Here is a 22,688-nt window from a genome sequence, read left to right as displayed (position 1 = left end):
GATTTTAAGTTTAAAGCAGTTTGACCATCTCACCAAATTTAAGGATCACAATTCTTAATTATGTTTAATTTTTAAAAGCGAAATCATGAACGATCAGACAACTCTTTGATGGCCCTTATACGTTAATTTTACTTAAAGACTTATCATAAAAGCACCAATTAACTTTTTAATTATTAAAATAAAAATCCAAAATTATTTATAAAAAACCCTTTGTCTTTTTACTCTTTTTTTACGAGATTAACTTCAAAGGCTAAGGTAGGATTTTAGCTAAATAACCACCAAGGTTTTTTATAATGAGTACGCTTATTTACCCAAGTTTAAACTTAAAAGACTCTCACTTTAAAGCATTTAAAATATCAGATGATTTTATTCCACAAACGCAAATTCATACGTTCAACTCAGAGCTTTTTTTAAAAGAAGTTGAAGAATATTTAAGTTTATATCCACACACTCAGCACATTGATATTTGTCTACATGACTTAAACGGGCATATTCGTGGCAAACGTATTGACGTTAAGAGTCTGAAAAATCTATCGAATGGATGTTATTTTCCTCTTTCTGTTTATGCCATGAGCCTTGATGGGAAAGTGATTGAAGAAACAGGTCTGGGAAAATATATTGGTGAACCAGATAGACTTTGCCTGCCCATTTTAGGCAGCTTGCAACCCAGTGCCTTATCCCCAGAATTAAATGCTCAGCTTTACCTATCAATGCAAGAAGAAGATGGTTCTGACTGTCGCTATGAACCACGTAATATATTAAAAAAATTATTAAATCAGTTACATGCTAATAATTATTTCCCTGTCATGGCTGCCGAGCTAGAGTTTTACCTTTTCTCACCTCATCATCAATTCGAGACATGTTCAGAAAACCAATGTTTTGATATAGATGCGCCAAATAACTATCAGCAAGTCCTAGATGAAGTTGAGAAAGCAGCCTTACTACAATCAATTGAAATTACCGCAATTGTTGCGGAATCATCCCCTGGACAATACGAATTAAATCTTCAACACAGCCATGACATTTTAAAACTCTGCGATCAAATTAATGCTTTAAAAAGAATTGTAAAACAAGTCGCAAGAAAGCATGACTTAACCGCTTGTTTCATGGCGAAACCAAACTTGGCAAAGGCTGGTAGTGGCATGCATTTTCATATGAGCATGCTGAATCAATACCATCAAAATATATTTAGCTCAGAAGAAAAAGATGAGCTTTCAGCCAAATTATTGAGCGCGATTAGTGGCCTAATTGAGTTAATGCCTGCATCTATGGCGATTTTAGCGCCTAATATTAATTCTTATAGACGTTTTAAAATTGGTCATCACGTGCCATTAGAAGCTAATTGGGATACTAACAACCGAAATGTTGCAATCCGAATTCCATGCTCAGACGTACAAAATCAACGCTTAGAGTATCGTGTTGCTGGAGCGGACTGTAATCCCTATTTGGTAACAGCGACTATTTTAGCGGGCGCGTCTTATGGCTTATCTCATAAGTTACCACTGCCAAAACCTGCACATCTTTTAAAATTTCCAGACGAGCACATTTTATTAGCTAACAACCAACCAGAGGCCTTAAAAATATTTAAAGGAAGTCTTATTTTAAAAGGGTATTTAGGGGCAGACTTTGTAGAACATTGGTACACGGTTAAACAGGCTGAATATCAAAATATTTACAGTCAAATGACTGAAGCAGAACAACATTGGGATATATAAAATAAAAAGAGCAAAAAAACTATAAACCACTTTGCAAACCCTTAGGGAGAAATACCCTAAGGTTTTTTTACATCTAATTAATGATTTTTCTGTTTAGCTAAAAAACGTAACCCAACACCTGGTTCAGTAGCAATATAACGTGGCTGAATCGCGTTATCCCCCAACTTACTGCGCAATTTACCCACCAAAATACGTAAATAGTGCGTATCTTCCTGATGGGTGGGTCCCCATAGCTCTTTTAAGAGCTGTGGCTGTGTTAAAAGCTGCCCTTGATAGCGCATTAAGAGCGTCAAAAGTTGAAACTCTTTTCGAGTTAAAGTAATTGGCTGTTGCTCGACCCAAACTAAACGTTGCGTAATATCGACTTTAAGATAGCCATCGTCATACACATGAGCTTCTTGCTGAATCGGTTGATTTCTTAGAATGACACGTATGCGTGCCAGAAGCTCTTGCACACTAAAAGGCTTGGTCATGTAATCATTTGCGCCAGCATCGAGCAAAGCAACTTTTTCATATTCATCAGCACGTACAGATAACACAATAACGGGAACATTCGACCAGCTACGTAATTCTTGAAGCACTTCTTTTCCATCTAAATCGGGTAAGCCTAAGTCTAGAATTACCAAATCAGCTCCTTGGGTTGCCAAAGTCTCTAGGCCTTTGTAACCCGTTTCGCAGAGCGTGGTTTTGTATTTTTGAGTTCTTAAAGCAATGTCTAGAAATTTACGGATTTGAGGCTCATCATCAATAATCACAATACGTGTTTCTACAGGTGATGTTTCTGAACTTATCATGAATTTACAACTTATTCTTTTACTGGATGAAGGGGTAATTTGATTTGAATTAAAGTACCTTTATTTTGGCGCCCCGAAAATGCTTCTATTGTACCCATATGAGCACCAATAATCGCTTTTACGATTGTAAGCCCTAAACCTGTACCGAATTTTCCACGGTCTCCACGCTCCATAGTATAAAACATATCGAAAATGCGATGTCTTTCGTCTTCAGGGATTCCTACACCTTTATCTTCAATTTCTATTTTTACTTCATCTTCTGACAAAAGATGAGTACGGATCATGACTGGCTCATCTGGAGTTGAAAAGTTTGCCGCATTTTCTAAAACATTAAAAATAGCTTGCTCTACCAGTGCTGGGTGAACATACAAACTAATCGGTTGCTCAGGTAACTGAACGACCACTTGCGTATCTGGTTTATAACGCTTTAAACGGCGGGTTGCCGAACCAATTAATTCATCCACCCCAATCCAGTCCCTTTTTAAAGTTAGACCTTCGTGTCCCAAACGGGTCATATCAAGCAAGTTTTGAATATAACGGTCTAAGCGCTCACCTTCTAAATGAATTGTTTCAAGCAGATCTTGTTGGTCTTGTTCTGTCATTTCAGCTTTAAAATTGGCAAGTGTGTCTGCTGCGCCAATGATAGAAGCGAGTGGTGAGCGTAAATCATGCGATACCGAAGATAATAAAGCAGAACGTAAGCGCTCTGTTTCACTGGTGACTTTTGCTTGTTCAAGTTCATTCACCAATTGGGTTCGAAGTACTGCTTGCGCAATGTACTCAATTACACTTTCAGTCAATTTCTTTTGCTCAAAATTTAAGGAAACCACTTCATCCTTAAAGTAAATTCCCACAATACCTAAGCTATTTTTTTGTTCTAAAAGAGGTAAAAACCACCAGTTTGACTGACTCAAAGTATCGGTAAAACGCCCACATGGCTGCTTGTGTTTCAAACACCATTCTGCGGCTACTTTTTCTTTATCATTTAGCTCAATATCAGATGAAATTACCTTATCTCGAATAGAAATCCACACTTTAGTTTGAAGTTGTGTTTCTAAAGTCATACGTCCTGTTTGCATGACTTCTTCAAGGTTTACTGCGCTAGAAAGCTTACGTGCTAAGTCTTGCATTACCGTAGTGTAGGCATTCGCAGCTTTTAAAGATAAAACTTGCTGGCGTAACTGAGAAGCCAAACGGCCAGCAATTAAAGCTGCTGCAAAAAAAGCAACAACGGTGACCACCCCTTGGTGTGCTGAAATCTGAAAGGTATAACGCGGGGCAATAAAGAAAAAATTATAGGCCAAAAAACATATTAAGGCTGCCACTACTGCAGCGAGCATTCGGGTTTTCGTTGCAACAATTAAAACAGAAATAATAAAAATGACAGAGAAGTCTTCAATACCAAATAGAACTTCTGCGAAGTGAGCTATAAAAATACTTGCGCATGTAACAGCTAAAACAAAAACACTTTCTTTTAATGATAAAAATGAAGGTTTTTCGAGCTGATTAATCTTTTTAGTGCCCTGTTCTGGGTGCAAAATGGTTAAAGCAATCGAGTTTTCTTGATTTAATAATTGCTGAGCTAAATTTTTCTTAAATAACTTTAACCACCACGGTGAAATACTTTTACCAATCACCAGATTGGAAATACCTCGATCAACGGCGGCATCCATTAACACTGATGCAACTCGCGGCCCATATAAAACTTCAGTTCGACCACCTAGTTGTCGAGCCAACTCAAACGCACGGTCAATCTCGATATATTCTTTTTTATAAGAATTCCCTGAACTCTGCCCAAAGTCCAAACTTCTAGCGACATTCACTACAGTCCAAGTAGCACCATTACGTTCTGCTAAACGGCAGCCTGCCCGTACTAAATATTCAGAAGAGCCTTGCCCATCGATCGCAATCATCAATTCATTTTGCAGCGAGATAGATTTCAAACCCTTTGAGGCATAACTCTCTTTTAAGTCTGAATCGACATGCTCAGCAACGCATTGCATTGCCAGTTCACGTAATGCCGTTAAATTTGAAATGCTAAAAAAGCCTTGTAATGCCAGATTTGCTTGCTCTGGCACATAGACTTTTCCTTGATGGAGCCTTTCAATAAGCTCACTGACGGGTAAATCTATTAAGCGAATGTCTCGAATACGGTCAAATACCCGATCTGGTACCGTTTCATTTACTCGGATTCCCGTAATCTGGTACACCACATCATTTAAGCTTTCTAAATGTTGAATATTTATAGTGGTGAATACATCAATACCTGCGTCTAGCAATTCATTGACGTCTTGCCAACGTCGTTCATGGCGACTATTTGGGACGTTGCGATGAGCCAGTTCATCAACTAAAACGATTTGCGGATGCCTAAGTAAAATAGCATCCAAGTCCATTTCTTCTAAAGTATGCCCCTGATATTGCATTTCCTTTCTAGCAATTTGAGGCAACCCTTCCAAAATTTTTAGAGTTTCAATTCTTCCGTGGGTTTCAACAATACCCACCACAACGTCTGTGCCCTGTTGAAATAGTTCTTTAGCACGGGCGAGCATGGCATAGGTTTTTCCTACACCTGGTGCCGCACCAAGAAAGACCGTTAGTCGACCGGCTTGATATCTATTAACATGATTTAATAAGGCCTCAGCCTGATTTTCGCGATTGCTTTGCACTTGATATCATCCGGTAAACTAACAACTTTATTTTTAAGTTAATGTGTAGATTGTAATTGATCTAAAGCGATATTTAGCTGTAATACATTAACACGAGCTTGCCCTAGTACACCAAACTGAGCTGGTTCAATATGCTTTTGAAGTAACTCTTCTACAACTTTAGGGTCTAAATGACGCGCTTGAGCCACTCGAGCAACCTGTAACTGAGCAGATTCAGGACTAATATGCGGATCAATACCACTACCAGATTTAGTCACCAAATCACTTGGTATAGGTGTATTGCCCGTGTGATCTTGTTTTTTCACAGCAAGAATCTGAGCATCAATTTGTTGCTGTAGCTCAGGATTAGTACGCGCTAAGTTTGTACCTGCCATCGCCATCGGGTCATAAGCGACTGCTGAAGGACGTGGATGAAAATAAGCCTCTCCAACAAATGGCTGAGCAACTAATTTTGACCCTAAAACTTTATGGTCTATTTCAATCAAACTACCATTTGCTTGATTTTTGAATAACACCTGTCCCGCACCTGTAGCGATCGCACTATAAATAGCACCGCAACCCACCAGAGTAAAAATTAATAATCCCAAAGATGCTCTTAAGGTCTGACCCAAATTTGCTTCTGAATTTTGTGCATAAGTTTTCATTTCAAACTCCAGATTACAAACCAAATAATTGAACAATCACTACATCAATCGCTTTGATGGCAATAAATGGTAGAACCACACCACCCACTCCATAAATCAACATATTTCGACGTAGTAACTGAGTTGCAGTTGAAGGTTTAAATTTGACGCCTCGGAGTGCGATTGGAATTAATAGCGGGATAATAATCGCGTTAAAAATTAATGCAGATAAAATCGCGCTGTTTGGACTTGCCAAGTGCATTACATTCAATACTTGCATTTGTGGAATCGCAGCAGCGAACAATGCAGGCAAGATGGCAAAGTATTTAGAGACGTCGTTTGCTAACGAAAATGTTGTTAAAGCACCACGGGTAATCAGCTGTTGTTTCCCAATCTCAATGACAGCGAGTAGTTTGGTTGGATCTGAGTCTAAATCAACCATGTTGCCGGCTTCTTTTGCAGCTTGTGTACCCGAGTTCATGGCTAGACCAATATCAGCTTGTGCTAATGCCGGCGCATCGTTGGTTCCGTCACCGACCATTGCAACTAAACGACCTCGTTGTTGTTCGGTGCGAATACAAGCCAATTTGTCTTCTGGTTTTGCTTCGGCAATATAATCATCTACACCAGCTTCAGCAGCAATCGCGGCCGCAGTTAATGGGTTATCACCTGTAACCATGACAGTTTTAATACCCATTTCTCTTAAACGAGCAAAACGTTCTTTAATACCGTGTTTAATCACATCTGAGAGTTCAATCACACCCAACACATGATGTTGATTAGCGACGACTAGAGGTGTTGCTCCTTTTTTGGCAACTTGTTCAACACGCGCTTTTAATTCTAAATCTTGAGAATAATCCTCATCTACAAATTTCAAGATTGCATCTAATGCACCTTTACGAATTTGGTCACCATTCGGTAAATTCACACCGGAAATTCGAGTCGAAGCACTAAAAGAGATAAATTCGGCTTGCTCAGGTTCTTGCTGTTTTAGCCCTTGCTCTTTTGCTAACTTAACAATCGATTTCCCTTCTGGTGTTGGGTCGGCAAGTGAACTTACCCAAGCAGCAGCTCTCAACTCAGACTCGGTTACCGAAGTTAAAGGATAAAAAGAGGTCGCTTGACGGTCACCATAAGTAATGGTTCCTGTTTTATCGAGTAAAAGCACATCAATGTCACCCGCAACTTCGACAGCTTTCCCCGATTTCGCCAAAACATTGGCCTTGAGTGCACGGTTCATCCCCGCAATACCAATCGCAGGTAACAAGCCACCAATGGTTGTTGGAATTAAGCAGACCAATAACGCCACGAGCACAACTGGATCAAGTTCAATATGCAAATACTTGGCAATAAATGGCAGGCTAATCACGACAATTAAAAACGTGATTGTCATCACCATTAACAAGAAGCCAAGCGCAATCTCATTCGGTGTTTTTTGACGATTTGAACCTTCGACCAAAGCAATCATACGGTCTAAGAAACTTTGACCAGATTCAGCAGTCACTTGCACAACAATACGATCTGTAAGTACTTTGGTTCCACCAATAACACCTGAACGGTCTGTTCCAGCTTCACGTAGCACAGGTGCTGACTCACCTGTAACAGCCGATTCATTAATAGTTGCAAAGCCTTCTACAATCTCACCGTCGGCTGGAACAAGCTCACCTGCATGTACTTCAATAAAATCATTTAAATGAAGTTCGGTCGCTGCAACTTGAGTCGCTTGACGGTCTGTCAAAGAGTTGAGTCTTCGAGCCGTTAAATTTTCTCTTGCTGCACGTAATGAAGATGCCTGCCCACGGCCTCTAGCCTCTGCAACAGCCTCGGCATAGTTAGCAAATAAAATGGTAATAAACAGAATTGCTGTAACCATTAAACCAAATATCAGCGTGGTGTAACCTAAGATTGTACTAATGCCTGTAACCACTGTTCCAAGCCATACAATTGCCATCACAGGGTTTTTAATTGCATGCTGTGGTAGCAGTTTCACAAATGCATTTTTCCAAACTTCAAAATTTGGCACTGCCATGGTTTGTTTATGGCTATTTACATGAGTTTGTGTATTCATTTTCACTCGCCTCCTTAGCCTTTAACCAACAAAAGTTGATCGGCAATAGGCCCAAGGACAAGAACTGGCATAAATTGTAATAAGGTAAGCAACACAACTATCGTAATCAGCGTTAAGGCAAAGGTTGGTGTTTCAACCTGAAGACTACCTGATGTTTCGGGTGCTTTTCTTTTTGCTGCTAAACGTGTGGCAATCATTAATGGCAAAATTAATGTAGGGAAACGTCCTAACAGTAGAGCGATACTACAAGTGACATTCCACCATACAGTGTTGTCTCCAAGACCTTCAAAACCTGAACCATTATCAGCAAACGCAGAAACATATTCATAGAACACTTGGCTAATACCATGTGGTCCTGGATTACTAATTCCAGATATGCCTGGAACGCTGAGGCTTAATGCGGTAAATGCAAGAATAACAAGAGGTTGAATCAAGATAATAATCGCGAGCAACTTAATTTCTGCTGCTTCAATCTTGCGTCCAAACAACTCTGGAGTACGACCTGTCATTAAACCTGCAATAAATACTGCGAGTAACAGATAAATCATAAACTGTTGCAGACCACAGCCCACACCACCCCAAATGGCATTAATCAGCATGTTAATGAGTTCGACTAAACCGGTAAGCGGCGCAGAAGAATCATGCATCATATTGACCGAGCCGTTATTCACCTGTGTAGTGATAGCTGCCCAAACTGCTGATGCAGCTGGTCCAAATCGTTGTTCTTTACCTTCCATTACGGCAAGCTGAGATGCTGTCGATGACATACTCTCAGACCAGACAGCCGCTGCACCTGAAATAATCGACATGAAAAGCATGCTGCCAAACACAAAGTAGGCAAATTTTTTACGCTGAGTAAAATGCCCTACCATAAAAATCACTGTAATTGGAATAAGTAAGATCGCAATCATTTCTAGTAAATTAGAAAGTGGTGTTGGATTTTCTAAAGGCACAGAACTATTTGGACCGTACCAACCACCACCGTTACTACCTAATTGCTTAATCGCCACCATTGGCGCAACTGGCCCTAAAGGAATTTTTTGAGTTTCAACGCTATTGGCTTTATCAATAAGCTGTACTTCTGGCCCGCCTTGGAAAGTTGCTGGCACGCCTTGGCTGTTAAGCAATAATGACCAGACAAAACAGAGTGGAAGCAAAAAGCGAACTGTAGGACGAATTACATCTGCCCAATAATTACCAATTAAAATTTGATCTGGCTGCTCGGCAACATCGGCCGCAATATGACTTGGACGCTGATAAAAGAAAGCTCTTAATGTTGCAACAACCAAAGCCAGCCCCATCATGGGCGTAATGACTTGCAAACCTACAATACCTGTCATTTGCGATAAATAAGATAACTGAGCTTGCCCAGAATAATGCTGTTGATTGGTATTAGTTAAAAATGAAATAACCGTGTGTAACGCTAAATCCCAACTCATATTTGGTGCATGGTTAGGGTTTAATGGTAGCCATGCTTGCGTCATAAAAATAGCAAAAACGGCTACAGCTAAAAAAATACAGCTAACAACAAATGCTAAAGAATATTGTTTCCAGTTCATTTGTTGTTGGGGAGATATACCTAACAAGCGATATACAGGATTTTCAATCCAGCGAAATAATCCATCACCCCACATCGGCTGATTTTTCATCACTTTGGATAGATATTTACCGAGGCACCATGCTAGAAAAATAGCAATAAATAAAACAAGTATAAGTTCTAACATGGCTATTCTCCTCTATACCCCTTGGCTTGATTTGCCAAGCTGGAAATAAGGAGAGATGAAGAAATATCATTTGTTTTAAGTCCGCATAAGACAATGCCAGACTGATGCAAGATGCGCATTTGAGAATTTATAAGCATCTTTATTGTCCTGAAATAACACTAATTTAGTGAATTTCAGTATCGATAAAATGCCCGTAAATTCTCTATTGAAGAAGTCAAAACCCGCGTAAAGTTTGCGTAAAATTTAGTTTGAAAGGCATTAAACTTTAAAATTAACGACTGGATAAAGTGTGCTATCAGCCTTTAAGGTTTCACAATCCCAAAGTTCATATAAAGGAATTTTTACATCGAGTGCTAACGGCAATTTTTTAGAATTAAATTGCATATGGTCCAGATCACTTCCCCATGCAATCAAATCTACATCTAAAGAAATATGATGTGATGGTCGAACACGCCCAGAATCTGACTCAAGTTTCTTTAAAAAAGATTCAATTTGTTCAGATGATAAGGTGCTTTTTAATAGACACGCTGAGTTCCAGTAATCATCTCCAATACCATCTCGGCATGGAATTTGATAAACAGATGAAAACTGCACTTTCCCCAACGTTGCTAATTGCGTATAGGCAAAAGTAAAGTGCTGATCTGCGTCTAAATTACTCGCTAGGGCGAGCGCAAAAATTGTTTCTGGTGCGTTCAAGACGAATTCCTACAGCATTTGCTTCTGCAATGATGGCTGGCTTACGGATGGTTATGGTAATTTTTTCAATTGTTGGAAAGGTTTCAAACAAACATTGCAGAACGAGATGTGCTGCATGCTCGATTAATTCGGGCTTAGCTTTCTGGATGGTTTGAGCCGATAATTCACAAATCTGAGCATAGTTGAGTGTGTCCTCAAGCTTGTCAGACGCTGCAGCTCGGCTCAAATCATTATGGATGGTTAAATCCAACATTAAAGGTTGAATGATTTGTCTTTCCCAGTTGAAACAGCCAATCACTGTCTCAACCTTCAAGCCTTCAATAATAATGGCATCCATAAATTTAAACTGACCTTAGTGCTTTAACAACGAAGCAGGTTCCATATTTTGAACCATTTTCAAACGTTGGTCTGCATAAATATCAGTATAAGGTGCGAGTACGCGCATAAAACGATCGAAATAAAGCATTTGCTTAAATAATAAGGCAAAATCTCGAGGGAATTTAATACCATGACGCTCACCAACAGCCACCATATCCATCATGATGTCATTTAAATCGGCTGGATTAGAAGCCAAAATCTGCTGTGGATCAGCCATTAACACACCATTAAATAAACGCTCTAGATCTTGTGCTAAAACCTGAACGTCAATTTTATTATGGGTCATACCCATTTTGAGCATGTTTTCAGCCATTGCCTGATAATCAGTTTTTTGTAAAGCATCCATAAATGCAATGCATGCTGTCCAAACTTCCGGCTTTAACTGCCCGACAATACCGAAATCAATAAAACCAACACGGCCATCTTCAAGCAGCATTAGATTTCCAGCATGTAAGTCCGCATGGAAGCTCTTACATAACATTAAGCTACCAAACCATGTGTTCATGGCAGTAATGAGTACTTGCGATGGATCTTTAGCATATTGTTTAACCACGCTAAAGTCTGTCAAAGGGACCCCATATAAACGCTGCATGGTCAAAACACGGCGCGTAGAAAACTGATGATAAACTTTAGGTGCAGTAGCAGCTTGATTTTGGGAAATATTTAAATATTCCACAAAGTCATCTAAATTTTGTGCTTCTTCAATGAAATCGACTTCACGCACCATACGGGTTTTAATTTCATCAACAATGTCAGAAAGAGCGGCAAATTTAATTTTAGGTACCGCACGTTCAAGCAATTTAGCAGCCCAATGCACCACATTTAGGTCAGTGTACAAAATGGTTTCAACACCCGGTTTTTGTACTTTAATAACGACATCTTCACCAGTAGTTAGTTTAGCCGCATGAACCTGAGCAATTGAGGCAGAAGCTAGTGGTGTTTCATCGATATAACTAAAAATCTGGCTTAAATCACGCCCTTCAAACTCAGACGCAAGTACACCTTGAATATAGCTAAAAGGTAAAGTTGGGGTCTGGTCTAAACAGCCTTGGAATTCTTCTACATACTCACGTGGGAATAGCGATGGGGTACTCGCGATAAACTGACCAAGCTTAATATATGTTGAGCCAAGCGACTCAAAAGTCTCACGCATGAGTTTGGCATTACTTGGCTTATCAGTTGCATACTTAATACCGGCTTTAGCCGCAACTACTGCGGTTTCACCGATGCGGGCAACTGAGCGCAATCCATCAAATAAAATATTTTTTTTCATATTTCTTTAAAACCAGAATATTCAAATCAAGTGTAGCAAATTTTGTTTTATTTGCTGATTAGCTTGCCTGACAAAGTGGACAATTTATGTCTTTATCAAAACTAACAATACGTTGCGTCATATTTAACCCATCCCAAAGTAACAGTTTTTGTTTTAGCGGCGTTCTGTTTAGTCCTAAATACAATAAAGTGTGATGTGCTTGTAATGACGCAATCATTACAGGTGTAGTCGCAAGCACACCAGATTCCGCACATCGCAGCCCTTCATTGGCATGTTGTTCTTTTGGGAACAAACATTCATAACAAGCTGAATCACCTTCAACCATAAACATTTGCGCCTGAAAACCAATTGCAGAAGCGCTAATTAATGCGACCTGATGCTTTTTACAAGCTGCATTCACTAAATAACGCGTTGTAAAGTTATCACAGCCATCTAAAACGACGTCTTGATGTTCAACTAGTTTATCAATGTTATGTTCGTCTAAACGTTCGTTAAAGTATTCAACACAGATATAAGGGTTAATTTTCTGTAACCGTTTAGCTAAAACTTCAGCTTTATAACGTCCAATATCTTCATGACCAAATGCGATTTGACGTTGTAAATTACTTATCTCAATGGTATCTGCATCAATGAGGGTAATTTTCCCGACTCCTGCTCGTGCAAGTAGTTCCGCGCTACTACAGCCTATTCCGCCAGCACCGACAATCAATACATTGGCCAGTTTAAGTTTTTCCTGAGCTTCAATATCCCATCCATCAAGTAAAATCTGACGGCTATAGAGATGCATTTCTTCATCACTTAACTCTACAAAATCGATATCTTGAAGCTCGGTCACACGTTAATCCTTTCACTTAGAAGCCAAGTGATTTTATGACTAAGTTCGTCATTAGGAAAGCTATAAAATGCAAACAACTTTTTTATTCAGTTAATCCCCTATTACATTACTTCTCACACGCTTTCTGCAACAATAGAGCTATCCCTTTTCTGTATTACTTAGGCTAAATATGTCCCAATCATATATTGCACCAGTAGAGTTAGAAAAAGCTTATCGTTTGTTAAATCATGGTCCAACTGTACTAGTCTCTGCTCAGCATGGTGATGACCGTAACGTGATGGCTGCCGCATGGGCATGTGCCTTAGAGTTTAAACCTGCCAAAGTGACCGTCGTTTTAGATAAAAGTACTAAAACCCGACAGCTGGTTGAGCAAAGTGGTTATTTCACACTACAAGTTCCTTGCTATGCACAGCTCAATATGACCAAGCAACTTGGTACCATTAGCAAATTAGATGACCCACAAAAACTTGAACACTGCGGGGTTGAGCTGTTTTATCAAAAAGATCTGACCAGTCCGCTTGTATCAGGTTGTATCGCATGGCTGGTATGTAAACTTATTCCTGAACCACATAATCAGTCAGCTCATGACCTATTTATTGGTTCTGTTGTAGGTGCATGGGCAGATAGTCGCGTTTTTAGAGATGGGCATTGGCATTTTCAGGATGCACCAAAAGAACTTCGTAGCCTGCACTATATTGCTGGTGGAACATTTTATTTAATTGGTGAGGAAGTGAAAGCCGATCTTTAATATAAAGAATAAAGGGAAATTCTAAATATTTCCCTTTGTTCAAATTAGCTTGCGTAGGCTTGCTGCATTTTTGCAATTTCTTGCTGCTTCAACAGTCCTCTTTGAATTTTTCCGCTCGTGGTTTTCGGTAGACTGTCCACAAACTCAATTTCTTTTGGATAAGCATGACGAGATAAACGGTTACGAACATATTGCTGTAACTTATCTTTTAATGTTTCACACGCTTGATAAGCAGGCTTAAGTACCACAAAAGCTTTGACTATTTCGGTTCGTTCCGGATCTGGCTTACCAATTACTGCTGACTCTAATACGGCCTCACACTCTAATAAAGTACTTTCAACATCAAATGGTCCAACTCTATAGCCCGAAGTTGTAATGACATCGTCAGCACGTCCCACAAAATCAATGCCCCCATGTTCGTTTAAAGTGACCGTGTCACCAGTTAAATAATATTTACCAACAAAGGCTTTGCGATTATTGCCACCATAACCTTTAAACCACATCAATGGAGATTGCTCCGAGTCCATTGCCAAAATACCAACACCACCAGTTGGCAATTCTTGATAATTTTGGTCTAACACCGCAAAACGATGTCCAGGAATTGCGAAACCAGCTGAACCTACTTTTAATGGATGCTCAAGCGCATGGTGGTTCGCAATTACCATGCCTAGCTCAGTTTGGCCATATTGATCAAAAATATTGACCTCTAAATCTTGTTTAAACCAGTTCACAACCTCAGGAGTTAATGGCTCACCTGCACTGCTGACTACGCGTAAATGTTGTTTAATTGAAGGGTCAAATTTTTCCTTAAAACCAAAGAACATTCGAAATGCTGTTGGTGATCCTGTTAAATTACTTACTTTATACTTTTTAATTAACTCAATTGCCTGATCTACATTAAATGAACGCTCATCCATAATAATGCCATGACCCAAGCTTAAAGGCCCGGTAATGCCATAATACAAACCATATGCCCAGCCCGGATCTGCCAGATTCCAGAACATATCCTCTTCACGCAAATCAACGGCATGGGTCATATAACCTTTAAATGCCAAAATTGCTTTTAGTGGAACAGGTACAGACTTCGCAAGTCCAGTTGTACCAGAGGTAAACATCATTAAAAAGTCATCATCAAAGCTACGATTTACTGGCTCACATTGCTCAGAATATCGTTGTAAAGATTGCCAAAAATCAAAGTCATGCTCAGATAAAAGACCTGTTTGATGAACAGTTACAATAACCGGAACATTCAAGGTATTCAGTTTAGGGCGCTGTTCATCATTAGTCACAATCAATTTAGTTTGAGCAGTCGTAATTCGGTGATCAATCGATTTTGCTTCAAAGGCAGTAAATAAAGGCTGATAAATAGCGCCTATACGCCATGCTGCCAAAATTGTAATTAATAACTCAGGCGTTCTTGGTAGAAGTCCTGCAATACAATCTCCAGCTTGAATTCCTTGTGCTTTAAAGAAGTTAGCAAGTTTTCCAGAAAGCTCAGCAAGTTGTTCGAAGGTATAGTGCTCTGCCTGCCCGTTTTTTCCTTCCCAGATAAGCGCTGTTTTATTTTTTCCTACATAACGCTCACAGCACTCAACATAAGCATTTATTGCTTGGGGATGCCCAACAAGTTGCTCTTCGATGAGCCTTGTAAGATCAAATTGCTGATAAGCTTCTGCCAAAGTTTTCATGATGCTCACCTTCATTCCGTTTGATGATAGATTTTGTGTAAGGCCACAAAATCTGTCCTGACTGTTATTGTTTTAGCTAAAGCTCGAAGAATATTTCTTCAACTTTTCCATCTATTTCAAACAAAACTAATAGCAAAAATGCATCATTTCAATTACAAGAAACCGCACATGGTGTGCGGCTTCTTGCAGTTTTAAGTTTAAAAACTCAATACCTTATGATCTAAACTTGAGCCACTTCACGAGCAATCACCAAGCGCTGAATATCAGAAGCACCTTCATAAATCTGGCTTACACGAACATCCCGATAAATTCTCTCAACAGGGAAATCACTGACGTATCCATAACCGCCATGAATCTGGATTGCATCCGAACATACTCGCTCAGCCATAGTTGATGCAAAGAGTTTCGCCATTGAGGCCTCTTTTAAACAAGGTAGTCCCGCATCTTTTAAAGTTGCAGCATGCAATACTAGCTGATGCGCCGCTTCAATCTGAGTTGCCATATCGGCTAAGCGAAAACCAACCGCCTGATGCTGAACTAGCTCTACACCGAAGGCTTTACGCTCGTTTGCATATTGCACGGCTGCATCAAAAGCCGCTCTTGCCATACCAACAGACTGAGCGGCAATACCAATACGTCCAGCCGCTAAATTAGATAACGCAATTTTATAACCCTCACCCTCTTGCCCTACCAAATTTTCTAAAGGAATTCGGCAGTCCTCTAACGTAATGGTTGCGGTGTCCGAAGCATGTTGACCCATTTTGTCTTCAATACGAGTCACCAAGTAGCCTTGTGTATTCGTGGGTACAAGAAAACACGAAATCCCTTTTTTGCCAGCTTGTTTATCTGTAACAGCAAATACCAAAGCCACTTGAGCATTTTTACCACTGGTAATAAATTGCTTTACGCCATTGAGAACCCAATGGTCGCCATCTCGCTCGGCTTTACATAAAATCGCGCTCGCATCGGAACCGACATGTGGCTCAGTTAAACAAAAGCATCCTAGCCATTCACCAGAGGCAAATTTTGGCAAATAGGTTTGTTTTTGCTGCTCTGAACCGTATGCCAGTGTAATACCGCAAATCAAAGAGTTTTGTACGCTTACGATTGTCGAAATAGCACCATCGCCTGCGGCAATTTCCTCAATTGCGAGTACCAAAGATACATAATCCATTCCGGCACCGCCCCATTCATCGGGCACAGTCATCCCCATAGCGCCTAGGGCGCCTAAGTCTTTTAATTCCTGAGCCGGAAATTCATGGGTCTTATCGCGATGTGCAGCAGTTGGTTTTAACTGATTTTGCGCATAGTTACGCATCATCTCCTGAACCATACTTTGTTCAGCATTTAGAATCATTTCAACATCCTTATTTTATTATTTTGCTGCCATGCGAATTGCACCATCTAGACGGATGACTTCACCATTTAAGTAAGAGTTTTCAGCAATATGGGCAACCAAACGAGCAAACTCTTCTGGTTTTCCTAAACGAGATGGGTACGGCACCATTTGCCCCAAAGCATCTTGTACATTTTGTGGCATACCCTTAAGCATTGGAGTTTCCATAATTCCCGGTGCAATGGTCATAATACGAATGGCATGTCGTGCTAGCTCACGAGCAATCGGCAAAGTCATCGCCACAATAGCGCCTTTTGATGCAGAATAAGCTGCCTGTCCAATTTGACCGTCAAATGCCGCAACAGAAGCAGTGTTCACAATGATGCCACGGTCTTCTTCCCCTTCTTCAACCGTGTTTTTGCTCATTGCATCTGCTGCAAAACGCAACATGTTAAATGTACCTGTGACATTAATATTTAAAGTCTTTGCAAATAACCCCAAGTCATGAACGCCCTCACGGCCAACTACTTTTGCAGAAGGGCCAATACCGGCACAGTTCACCAAACCATGCAAATAACCATGTTTAACCAACACATCTTTAAAGAACTGCTCAGCAGCTGCTTCATCGGTTACATCAAGTTTTACAAAGTCAGCTTTTGGTCCTAGTTGTTTCGCCTGCTGCTCACCTGCTTCTACATTCATGTCTACTAATGTGACTGAGGCACCCTGCTTTACTAAATATTCAGCCGTTGCAGCTCCTAAACCAGAGCCACCACCTGTAATCACGAAATGTTTTCCTTGAATTTTCATTATGTAATGTCCTATAGAAATGTTCTTTAAGCTTAGTAGTGAGAGTAAAAGTTGTTTTTTTCCGATACAATTTCAAAAAACCTCAAAATGCTTGCAGCTTTTGATCAATCCAAATTTTGAATATGAAATATTTCACTTGAAATACGTAAAAAATGAGTCTTTGTCATGGTTGTCCAATCTTCTTTAAGTAAAGGAACAATTTCGATTGCACTGGTACATGAAGCATTAAGTGCGGCTTATGCTAAAGGGCTCAATACTCAAATTATTTTGAATAAAGCTGGCATTCCTGCTGAATTACTTATGACACCTAAAGCGCGTGTTCCGGTAGCAACGTATGCACAATTATGGATAGAACTTGCCAATGCCATGGATGACGAGTTTTTTGGTATGGATAGCCATCCTATGCGCCGTGGTAGTTATAAATTACTTACAAAACTCGTCAGTACGGCTGAAACTTTAGAAAAAGCGCTCTACGATATTTTGAAGTTTTTTAATTTTGTGCTTGACGATATACGAGGAGAACTCATTCGAGAACAAGAAAAAGCTTATTTGGTGATTCATGATCAAGAACAATCCAAACGTATGTTTACCTACGCAACCTTTTTAATGTTGGTACATGGGCTTATGTGTTGGTTAGTAGATCAACGAATTAGTTTAAACAGTATTGCGGTACGTTGTCCAAAGCCGAACGATATTCAAGATTATTTGGTACGCTTTTGTGAAGATATAGAATTTAATGCCGAGACAAATCAGATTGAATTTGATGCACACTATTTAGATATAAAAATTAAAAAAGATAAAAAAGCGCTTTACGATTTTTTAGAGCAAACTCCACAAAATCTTTTAGTTCGCTTTAAAAATGAAAATGCATTGAGTATTGTTATTCGGCGTCATTTATTAAAACTTCACCCAGCCGAATGGCCTGAACTCAAAGATGTCGCACAGCAGCTCAATATTTCAGAAGCTACCGTTCAACGCCGACTCAAACATGAAGGAGTGAGTTATCAACAAATTAAAAATGAAATTCGCTGTGATATTGCAATTGAACGTTTAAGCAAAAGCAATGATTCAATACAAGATATTAGTGAAGACTTAAATTTCCATGACCCGAGCGCATTTCACCGTGCTTTTAAAAAGTGGACAGGTGTTAGCCCTGGCGCTTATCGGGAAGCAACCCTTAACTCTAGAGCTTAAGTTATTCTTATTTTATTAATAATAATGCTAAAGTGACTCGATCATTTTGGCCATAGTCTTGAATAGTTTTTATCTCACTAAAACCATGCTCAGCAAATACATTTCGCACAGCTTGTCCCTGATCGTAACCATGTTCCAGTGCAATCCAGCCTTGTGGTTTTAACCAGTTTTTGCCTTGGGCAATAATAATTTCAATATCGGCTAACCCATAATGGTCTGCAACCAATGCACGGCGCGGCTCTGTTGCCAAAGCTTGCATGTGTTCATCCTCAGGGTCAATGTACGGCGGATTAGAAACAATTAAATCAAATTGTTGGGGTTCTAGTGCTTCAAACCAAGCGCCACAAGCAAATTTCACATGATGCAAGCCATGTGTTTGTGCATTTTCTTTTGCGACTTCTAAAGTAGGTGCGTAAATATCAGTTGCTGTGACGAACCAGTCTGGACGTTCACTTGCCAATGCAAGCGCAATTGCACCTGTTCCCGTTCCCAAATCCACGATATTTGCATTCTTTGGCAAATTTAGATTTAAAACAGTTTCAACTAAAACCTCAGTATCTGGTCGTGGCACTAAAGTATCCGACGTTACTTTTAAATCGAGCGTCCAAAATGGCTGCGAACCTGTCACATAGGCTAAAGGTTCACCATTTTGGATACGTTCAAGACCAGCCAAGTAATCTTGCTCTTGTTGGGCTGTTAACTCTTGCTCAAGTCTGAACTTTAATTCGAGTGAATTGATTTTTAGAAAATGCTCAAGTAACCAAGCATTTTCCTGTCGTTCATAACTGTCAGGCTCACCACGAATTGCAAGCGCTTGAGCAATATTCATTAGCCGCCATTTTCCTGTGCAAGCATCGCAAGCTGATCTGCCTGATATTCACGATGTAAACTATCGAGCAATTCCGTTAGATCACCTTCCATAATGGCATCTAACTTATATAAAGTTAGGTTAATACGGTGATCCGTCATACGTCCTTGCGGGTAGTTATAAGTACGGATACGTTCAGAGCGGTCACCAGAACCGACCAAATCACGGCGCATTTCAGAAGTTGCTGCATCGGCTGCTGCACGTTTAGCATTTTCTAGACGTGATACTAGCAATGCCATCGCCTTAGCTTTATTTTTATGCTGTGAACGTTCTTCTTGGCACTCAACGACTGTACCGGTTGGAATGTGAGTAATACGGACTGCCGAATCGGTTTTGTTAATGTGCTGACCACCCGCACCTGACGCACGGTAAGTATCAATACGCAAATCTGCCGGGTTAATTTCAACGTTAGTATCAACGTCAATTTCAGGCAAGATTGCTACTGTACAAGCTGACGTATGCACACGACCTTGTGATTCAGTTGCTGGAACACGTTGTACACGATGCGCGCCACTTTCGAACTTTAAGCGGCCATACACACCATCACCATCTACACGGCAAATGACTTCTTTAAAACCACCATGCTCGCCTTCATTTTCAGAAAGGACTTCAATACGCCAACCTTGCGATTCGGCATATTTGCTATACATACGGAATAAATCGCCTGAGAAAATTGCAGCTTCATCACCGCCCGTCCCGGCACGAATTTCTAAATATGCAGCATTAGAGTCATTTGGATCTTTTGGAATCATCAAAATATTAAGCTGGCTTTCTAATTCTTCAAGCAATGCTTTATTTGCTTGAATTTCTTCTTCTGCCATATCTTTAAAGTCAGGGTCCGACTTCATCATTTCAGCAGTTTCAATATCTTTTTCTGCTTGACGGTATTTGCCCCAAACTTCGGTAATTTCAGTTAAATCACTATGTTCACGAGACAGTTTACGGAAACGTTTGTTATCGGAAATCACTTCTGCATCTGCAAGCAATGCAGTAAGTTCTTCATGACGATCACAGAGTTGATCAAGACGTAAACGGAGTGACGCTTTCATAAGAGGAAATATCTCAAAAGTCCAAAAAACTTATCTAGATAAATATAAGAAGATAAGCCAAATCATAAAAATAGCGCATAGTTTACAGTTTATGCCGATTAAATAACATATGTAATCCTTTAAAACGTTAACTTTCCAAATCCATATAATAAAAGAGACTTTATTTATAAAGTCTCTTTAACCTTTATAGTTATTTTAATTTTTCTAATAAAGTTTTACCGACAAGAACAGCCGAAGCTGGATTTTGTCCAGTAATAAGTTCACGATCCACCACTACATTTGGCGACCAAGCTTTCGTATTGCTTTGATATTTTGCTCCAAGTGACTCTAATGCAGTTTGTGGATAGAACTTCATCTCACCACCTTTTAATAAGCTCTTCGCTTGCTCTTCTTCTTGATTGCTAATTACTGTCATCTGATAATTTTTATAAATCCATTCTCCAGTTTTAACTTTTTTACCTTGTTCAAATTGCTTAACGGCTTCCGCAGCATGAGGTAAAGTTGACATCAGGGCTATAGGACCATGACAAACCAAAGCTGTAGGCTTTCCTGCATTATGAAAAGCCGTGAGAACTTTACCAAGCTGTTTATCTTTTAATAGGTCTTGCATAGGCGCATGTCCGCCTGGAATATAAATAGCATCAAATTGATCTATACCAATTTGCTCAATACGCGCCAGACTTACAACAGGAGAATCTTGAGCAGATGTTAATTTTAGATCATGCAATAAATTTGCATATTGCTTTAATGCTTTTTCATCTTGATTAAAGTACCTCACATTATTTGATGACTCATCTAACGTTGGAGCTTTCCCCTTTGGAGTGGCAAATGTTACGGTATGCCCTGCATCTAAAAGCATCTTTGTAGGCTGCATCAACTCATTAAGATAAAAACCCGTTTTAAAAACCTGCTTATTCTTTAGCTCTAACTGTCCTTCATCAGACAATACAACCAATACATGAGCGGCATTTGCACTTAATGCTGCCGAAGCTGCAATCATTGCAAACATTATTTGATTTAACTTCTTCATTATTCGACCTTCATTCCAAGCATTTGCTGGATTTATAACTGGGATGGATATATTCTATTTTTACCCCAGAGGTAGAAAAACAACTCATTTCAAAAATCTTTTTTGCGTTTGAGGACAAAATGTCTCGCCAATTTGATCATCTTGCCGATGTTGAAGTGTTTTTAATTGTGGCCGAAAAGCTTTCTATTAGTGCAGCTGCTATTGATTTATCTACAACGCCTTCGGTCATTAGTAGAACAATTACAAGACTCGAGAAAAAATTAGGTATCCAGTTTTTTAGAAGAACTACTCGCCATTTAAGTCTGACCGAAGCAGGCCAGCTTTACTATGAAAAAATGCAACATGCTTTTCAGTTAATTGACCATGCTGAACGCGTGGTTCATGGTGAACAACTACAAATTTCTGGAAAAATTAAATTAAGTGTACCTACGACTTATGGGCACTATCGTCTACCCCCCTTATTAGAAAAATTTCTTTTGAAATATCCGGACATTCAAATTGAAATTAGTATTTCTAATCGAAACGTTGACTTAATTGCTGAGGGTTTTGATTTAGCCATCCGTCAAGGACAACTTCCTAACAGCACCCTTATTGCTAGACCTTTAGAGCAAGCACCTTTAAAACTTGTTGCCTCACCTGCTTATTTGAAACGCATGGGTATTCCAAAAAATTTGGAAGAATTAAAACATCATCAATGTATTGCCTTTGAATTGCCCAGTAGCGGCAAAATAACCCCATGGTTTTTAAAAATGATAATGAGGAAATTCAATGGATACCAACAAATCGAATTTTAGTAAAAGAGGATATTGTTGGTGTGGTAACTCTTGCTGAAAGCGGGCTAGGTATATGTCAAAGTTACGACTTTATTGTTAATGAAAAAATTCAACAAGGAAAACTACAACCTATACTTACTACATATGCAGGTCATACACGTCCTTTTTCTTTGTTATATGCGCAGCATAAACACATGTCCTCTGCTACCCGAGCTTTAATTGATTTCTTATGTTCAAATGATGACTAGCTAAACTGAATATATGTAAATGGTATTTAATTTTTCTAGGTGAATAGTAAATATTCTATTTTAATAGAAAGCATACAAAGAAGACACTAAACTCCAATAATCGAATGAAGGTTCTCCACATTTAAAGAGAAGTGTTTTGTTACATTTGCCGTAACGAAAGATATTAAGGTCC

18 protein-coding genes and 1 pseudogene are annotated in these 22,688 nt (G+C 39.5%); 4 read left to right on the top strand and 15 right to left on the bottom strand.

Translation table 11 applies throughout. The features are described 5' to 3' along the window. Positions 1-293 precede the first annotated feature (293 nt). Positions 294-1,715, top strand: coding sequence for a glutamine synthetase family protein (locus G9371_RS02530; protein ID WP_029424692.1), 1,422 nt, complete (start codon positions 294-296; stop codon positions 1,713-1,715). 77 nt (positions 1,716-1,792) lie between these two features. On the opposite strand, the gene G9371_RS02525 is transcribed toward G9371_RS02530, so the two are convergent. The 9 genes from G9371_RS02525 to G9371_RS02485 form a co-directional block, all read right to left on the bottom strand. Further along, positions 1,793-2,509 carry a response regulator gene (locus G9371_RS02525; RefSeq protein WP_000625751.1) on the bottom strand — a complete coding sequence of 239 codons (717 nt, stop codon included), beginning with the start codon at positions 2,507-2,509 and terminating at the stop codon, positions 1,793-1,795. Between the two features lie 11 nt (positions 2,510-2,520). Further along, positions 2,521-5,175 (bottom strand): sensor histidine kinase, encoded by a 2,655-nt coding sequence (locus G9371_RS02520; RefSeq protein ID WP_029424691.1) that lies wholly within the window; start codon positions 5,173-5,175, stop codon positions 2,521-2,523. A gap of 38 nt (positions 5,176-5,213) precedes the next feature. Continuing rightward, complete coding sequence (gene kdpC / locus G9371_RS02515) at positions 5,214-5,819, bottom strand: potassium-transporting ATPase subunit KdpC (RefSeq protein WP_029424690.1); 606 nt, start codon at positions 5,817-5,819, stop codon at positions 5,214-5,216. A 13-nt stretch (positions 5,820-5,832) separates the two neighbouring features. Continuing rightward, on the bottom strand, positions 5,833-7,872 hold the full coding sequence (kdpB, locus tag G9371_RS02510; protein ID WP_086221457.1) for a potassium-transporting ATPase subunit KdpB: 2,040 nt from the start codon (positions 7,870-7,872) through the stop codon (positions 5,833-5,835). Positions 7,873-7,880: 8 nt separating this feature from the next. After that, positions 7,881-9,590 carry a potassium-transporting ATPase subunit KdpA gene (gene kdpA / locus G9371_RS02505; RefSeq protein WP_029424688.1) on the bottom strand — a complete coding sequence of 570 codons (1,710 nt, stop codon included), beginning with the start codon at positions 9,588-9,590 and terminating at the stop codon, positions 7,881-7,883. A 258-nt stretch (positions 9,591-9,848) separates the two neighbouring features. Further along, a complete protein-coding gene (locus G9371_RS02500; protein ID WP_000993404.1) occupies positions 9,849-10,286 on the bottom strand; it encodes a 2-amino-4-hydroxy-6-hydroxymethyldihydropteridine diphosphokinase in 438 nt (145 codons plus the stop codon). After that, positions 10,243-10,623 (bottom strand): dihydroneopterin aldolase, encoded by a 381-nt coding sequence (gene folB, locus G9371_RS02495; protein ID WP_000338779.1) that lies wholly within the window; start codon positions 10,621-10,623, stop codon positions 10,243-10,245. Before folB ends, G9371_RS02500 begins: the two co-directional genes overlap by 44 nt. Before the next feature lie 15 nt (positions 10,624-10,638). Next, the gene (locus tag G9371_RS02490) at positions 10,639-11,937 is read right to left on the bottom strand and encodes an ABC1 kinase family protein (protein WP_000739367.1); all 1,299 of its coding nucleotides are present in this window, start codon (positions 11,935-11,937) and stop codon (positions 10,639-10,641) included. Between the two features lie 58 nt (positions 11,938-11,995). After that, a complete protein-coding gene (locus G9371_RS02485) occupies positions 11,996-12,772 on the bottom strand; it encodes a HesA/MoeB/ThiF family protein (RefSeq protein WP_000137900.1) in 777 nt (258 codons plus the stop codon). Between the two features lie 169 nt (positions 12,773-12,941). Here G9371_RS02485 and G9371_RS02480 point away from each other — a divergent pair, with 169 nt between their 5' ends. Beyond that, positions 12,942-13,520: a flavin reductase family protein gene (locus G9371_RS02480; RefSeq protein WP_000083683.1), complete on the top strand. Its 579-nt coding sequence runs from the start codon at positions 12,942-12,944 to the stop codon at positions 13,518-13,520. A gap of 44 nt (positions 13,521-13,564) precedes the next feature. On the opposite strand, the gene G9371_RS02475 is transcribed toward G9371_RS02480, so the two are convergent. The 3 genes from G9371_RS02475 to G9371_RS02465 form a co-directional block, all read right to left on the bottom strand. Continuing rightward, positions 13,565-15,208, bottom strand: coding sequence for an AMP-binding protein (locus G9371_RS02475; protein ID WP_000853306.1), 1,644 nt, complete (start codon positions 15,206-15,208; stop codon positions 13,565-13,567). A gap of 220 nt (positions 15,209-15,428) precedes the next feature. After that, entirely contained in the window at positions 15,429-16,565 is a 1,137-nt protein-coding gene (locus G9371_RS02470) for an acyl-CoA dehydrogenase family protein (RefSeq protein ID WP_000602467.1), read from the bottom strand. An 18-nt stretch (positions 16,566-16,583) separates the two neighbouring features. Beyond that, a complete protein-coding gene (locus G9371_RS02465; RefSeq protein ID WP_005128356.1) occupies positions 16,584-17,354 on the bottom strand; it encodes a 3-hydroxyacyl-CoA dehydrogenase in 771 nt (256 codons plus the stop codon). A gap of 165 nt (positions 17,355-17,519) precedes the next feature. Between G9371_RS02465 and G9371_RS02460 the strand changes: the two genes are divergently transcribed. Next, on the top strand, positions 17,520-18,548 hold the full coding sequence (locus G9371_RS02460; RefSeq protein WP_029424687.1) for an AraC family transcriptional regulator: 1,029 nt from the start codon (positions 17,520-17,522) through the stop codon (positions 18,546-18,548). A gap of 7 nt (positions 18,549-18,555) precedes the next feature. Here the strand turns inward: G9371_RS02460 and prmC are convergent, their stop codons facing one another. The 3 genes from prmC to G9371_RS02445 form a co-directional block, all read right to left on the bottom strand. Next, on the bottom strand, positions 18,556-19,377 hold the full coding sequence (prmC, locus tag G9371_RS02455; protein ID WP_029424686.1) for a peptide chain release factor N(5)-glutamine methyltransferase: 822 nt from the start codon (positions 19,375-19,377) through the stop codon (positions 18,556-18,558). Further along, the gene (gene prfA / locus G9371_RS02450; RefSeq protein WP_029424685.1) at positions 19,377-20,465 is read right to left on the bottom strand and encodes a peptide chain release factor 1; all 1,089 of its coding nucleotides are present in this window, start codon (positions 20,463-20,465) and stop codon (positions 19,377-19,379) included. The genes prmC and prfA overlap by 1 nt, the downstream gene beginning before the upstream one ends. Before the next feature lie 190 nt (positions 20,466-20,655). After that, positions 20,656-21,495 (bottom strand): type 1 glutamine amidotransferase domain-containing protein, encoded by an 840-nt coding sequence (locus G9371_RS02445; RefSeq protein ID WP_032009433.1) that lies wholly within the window; start codon positions 21,493-21,495, stop codon positions 20,656-20,658. Between the two features lie 119 nt (positions 21,496-21,614). Here G9371_RS02445 and G9371_RS02440 point away from each other — a divergent pair. Then, a pseudogene (locus tag G9371_RS02440) lies at positions 21,615-22,516 on the top strand (LysR family transcriptional regulator). The last annotated feature ends 172 nt before the right edge of the window (positions 22,517-22,688 follow it).

This window comes from Acinetobacter sp. EKM10A (assembly GCF_011075215.1).
Lineage (GTDB): Bacteria > Pseudomonadota > Gammaproteobacteria > Pseudomonadales > Moraxellaceae > Acinetobacter > Acinetobacter baumannii.
The sequence above is the reverse complement of the archived record's forward strand: the minus strand, read 5'-3'. Positions and strand labels throughout refer to the sequence as shown.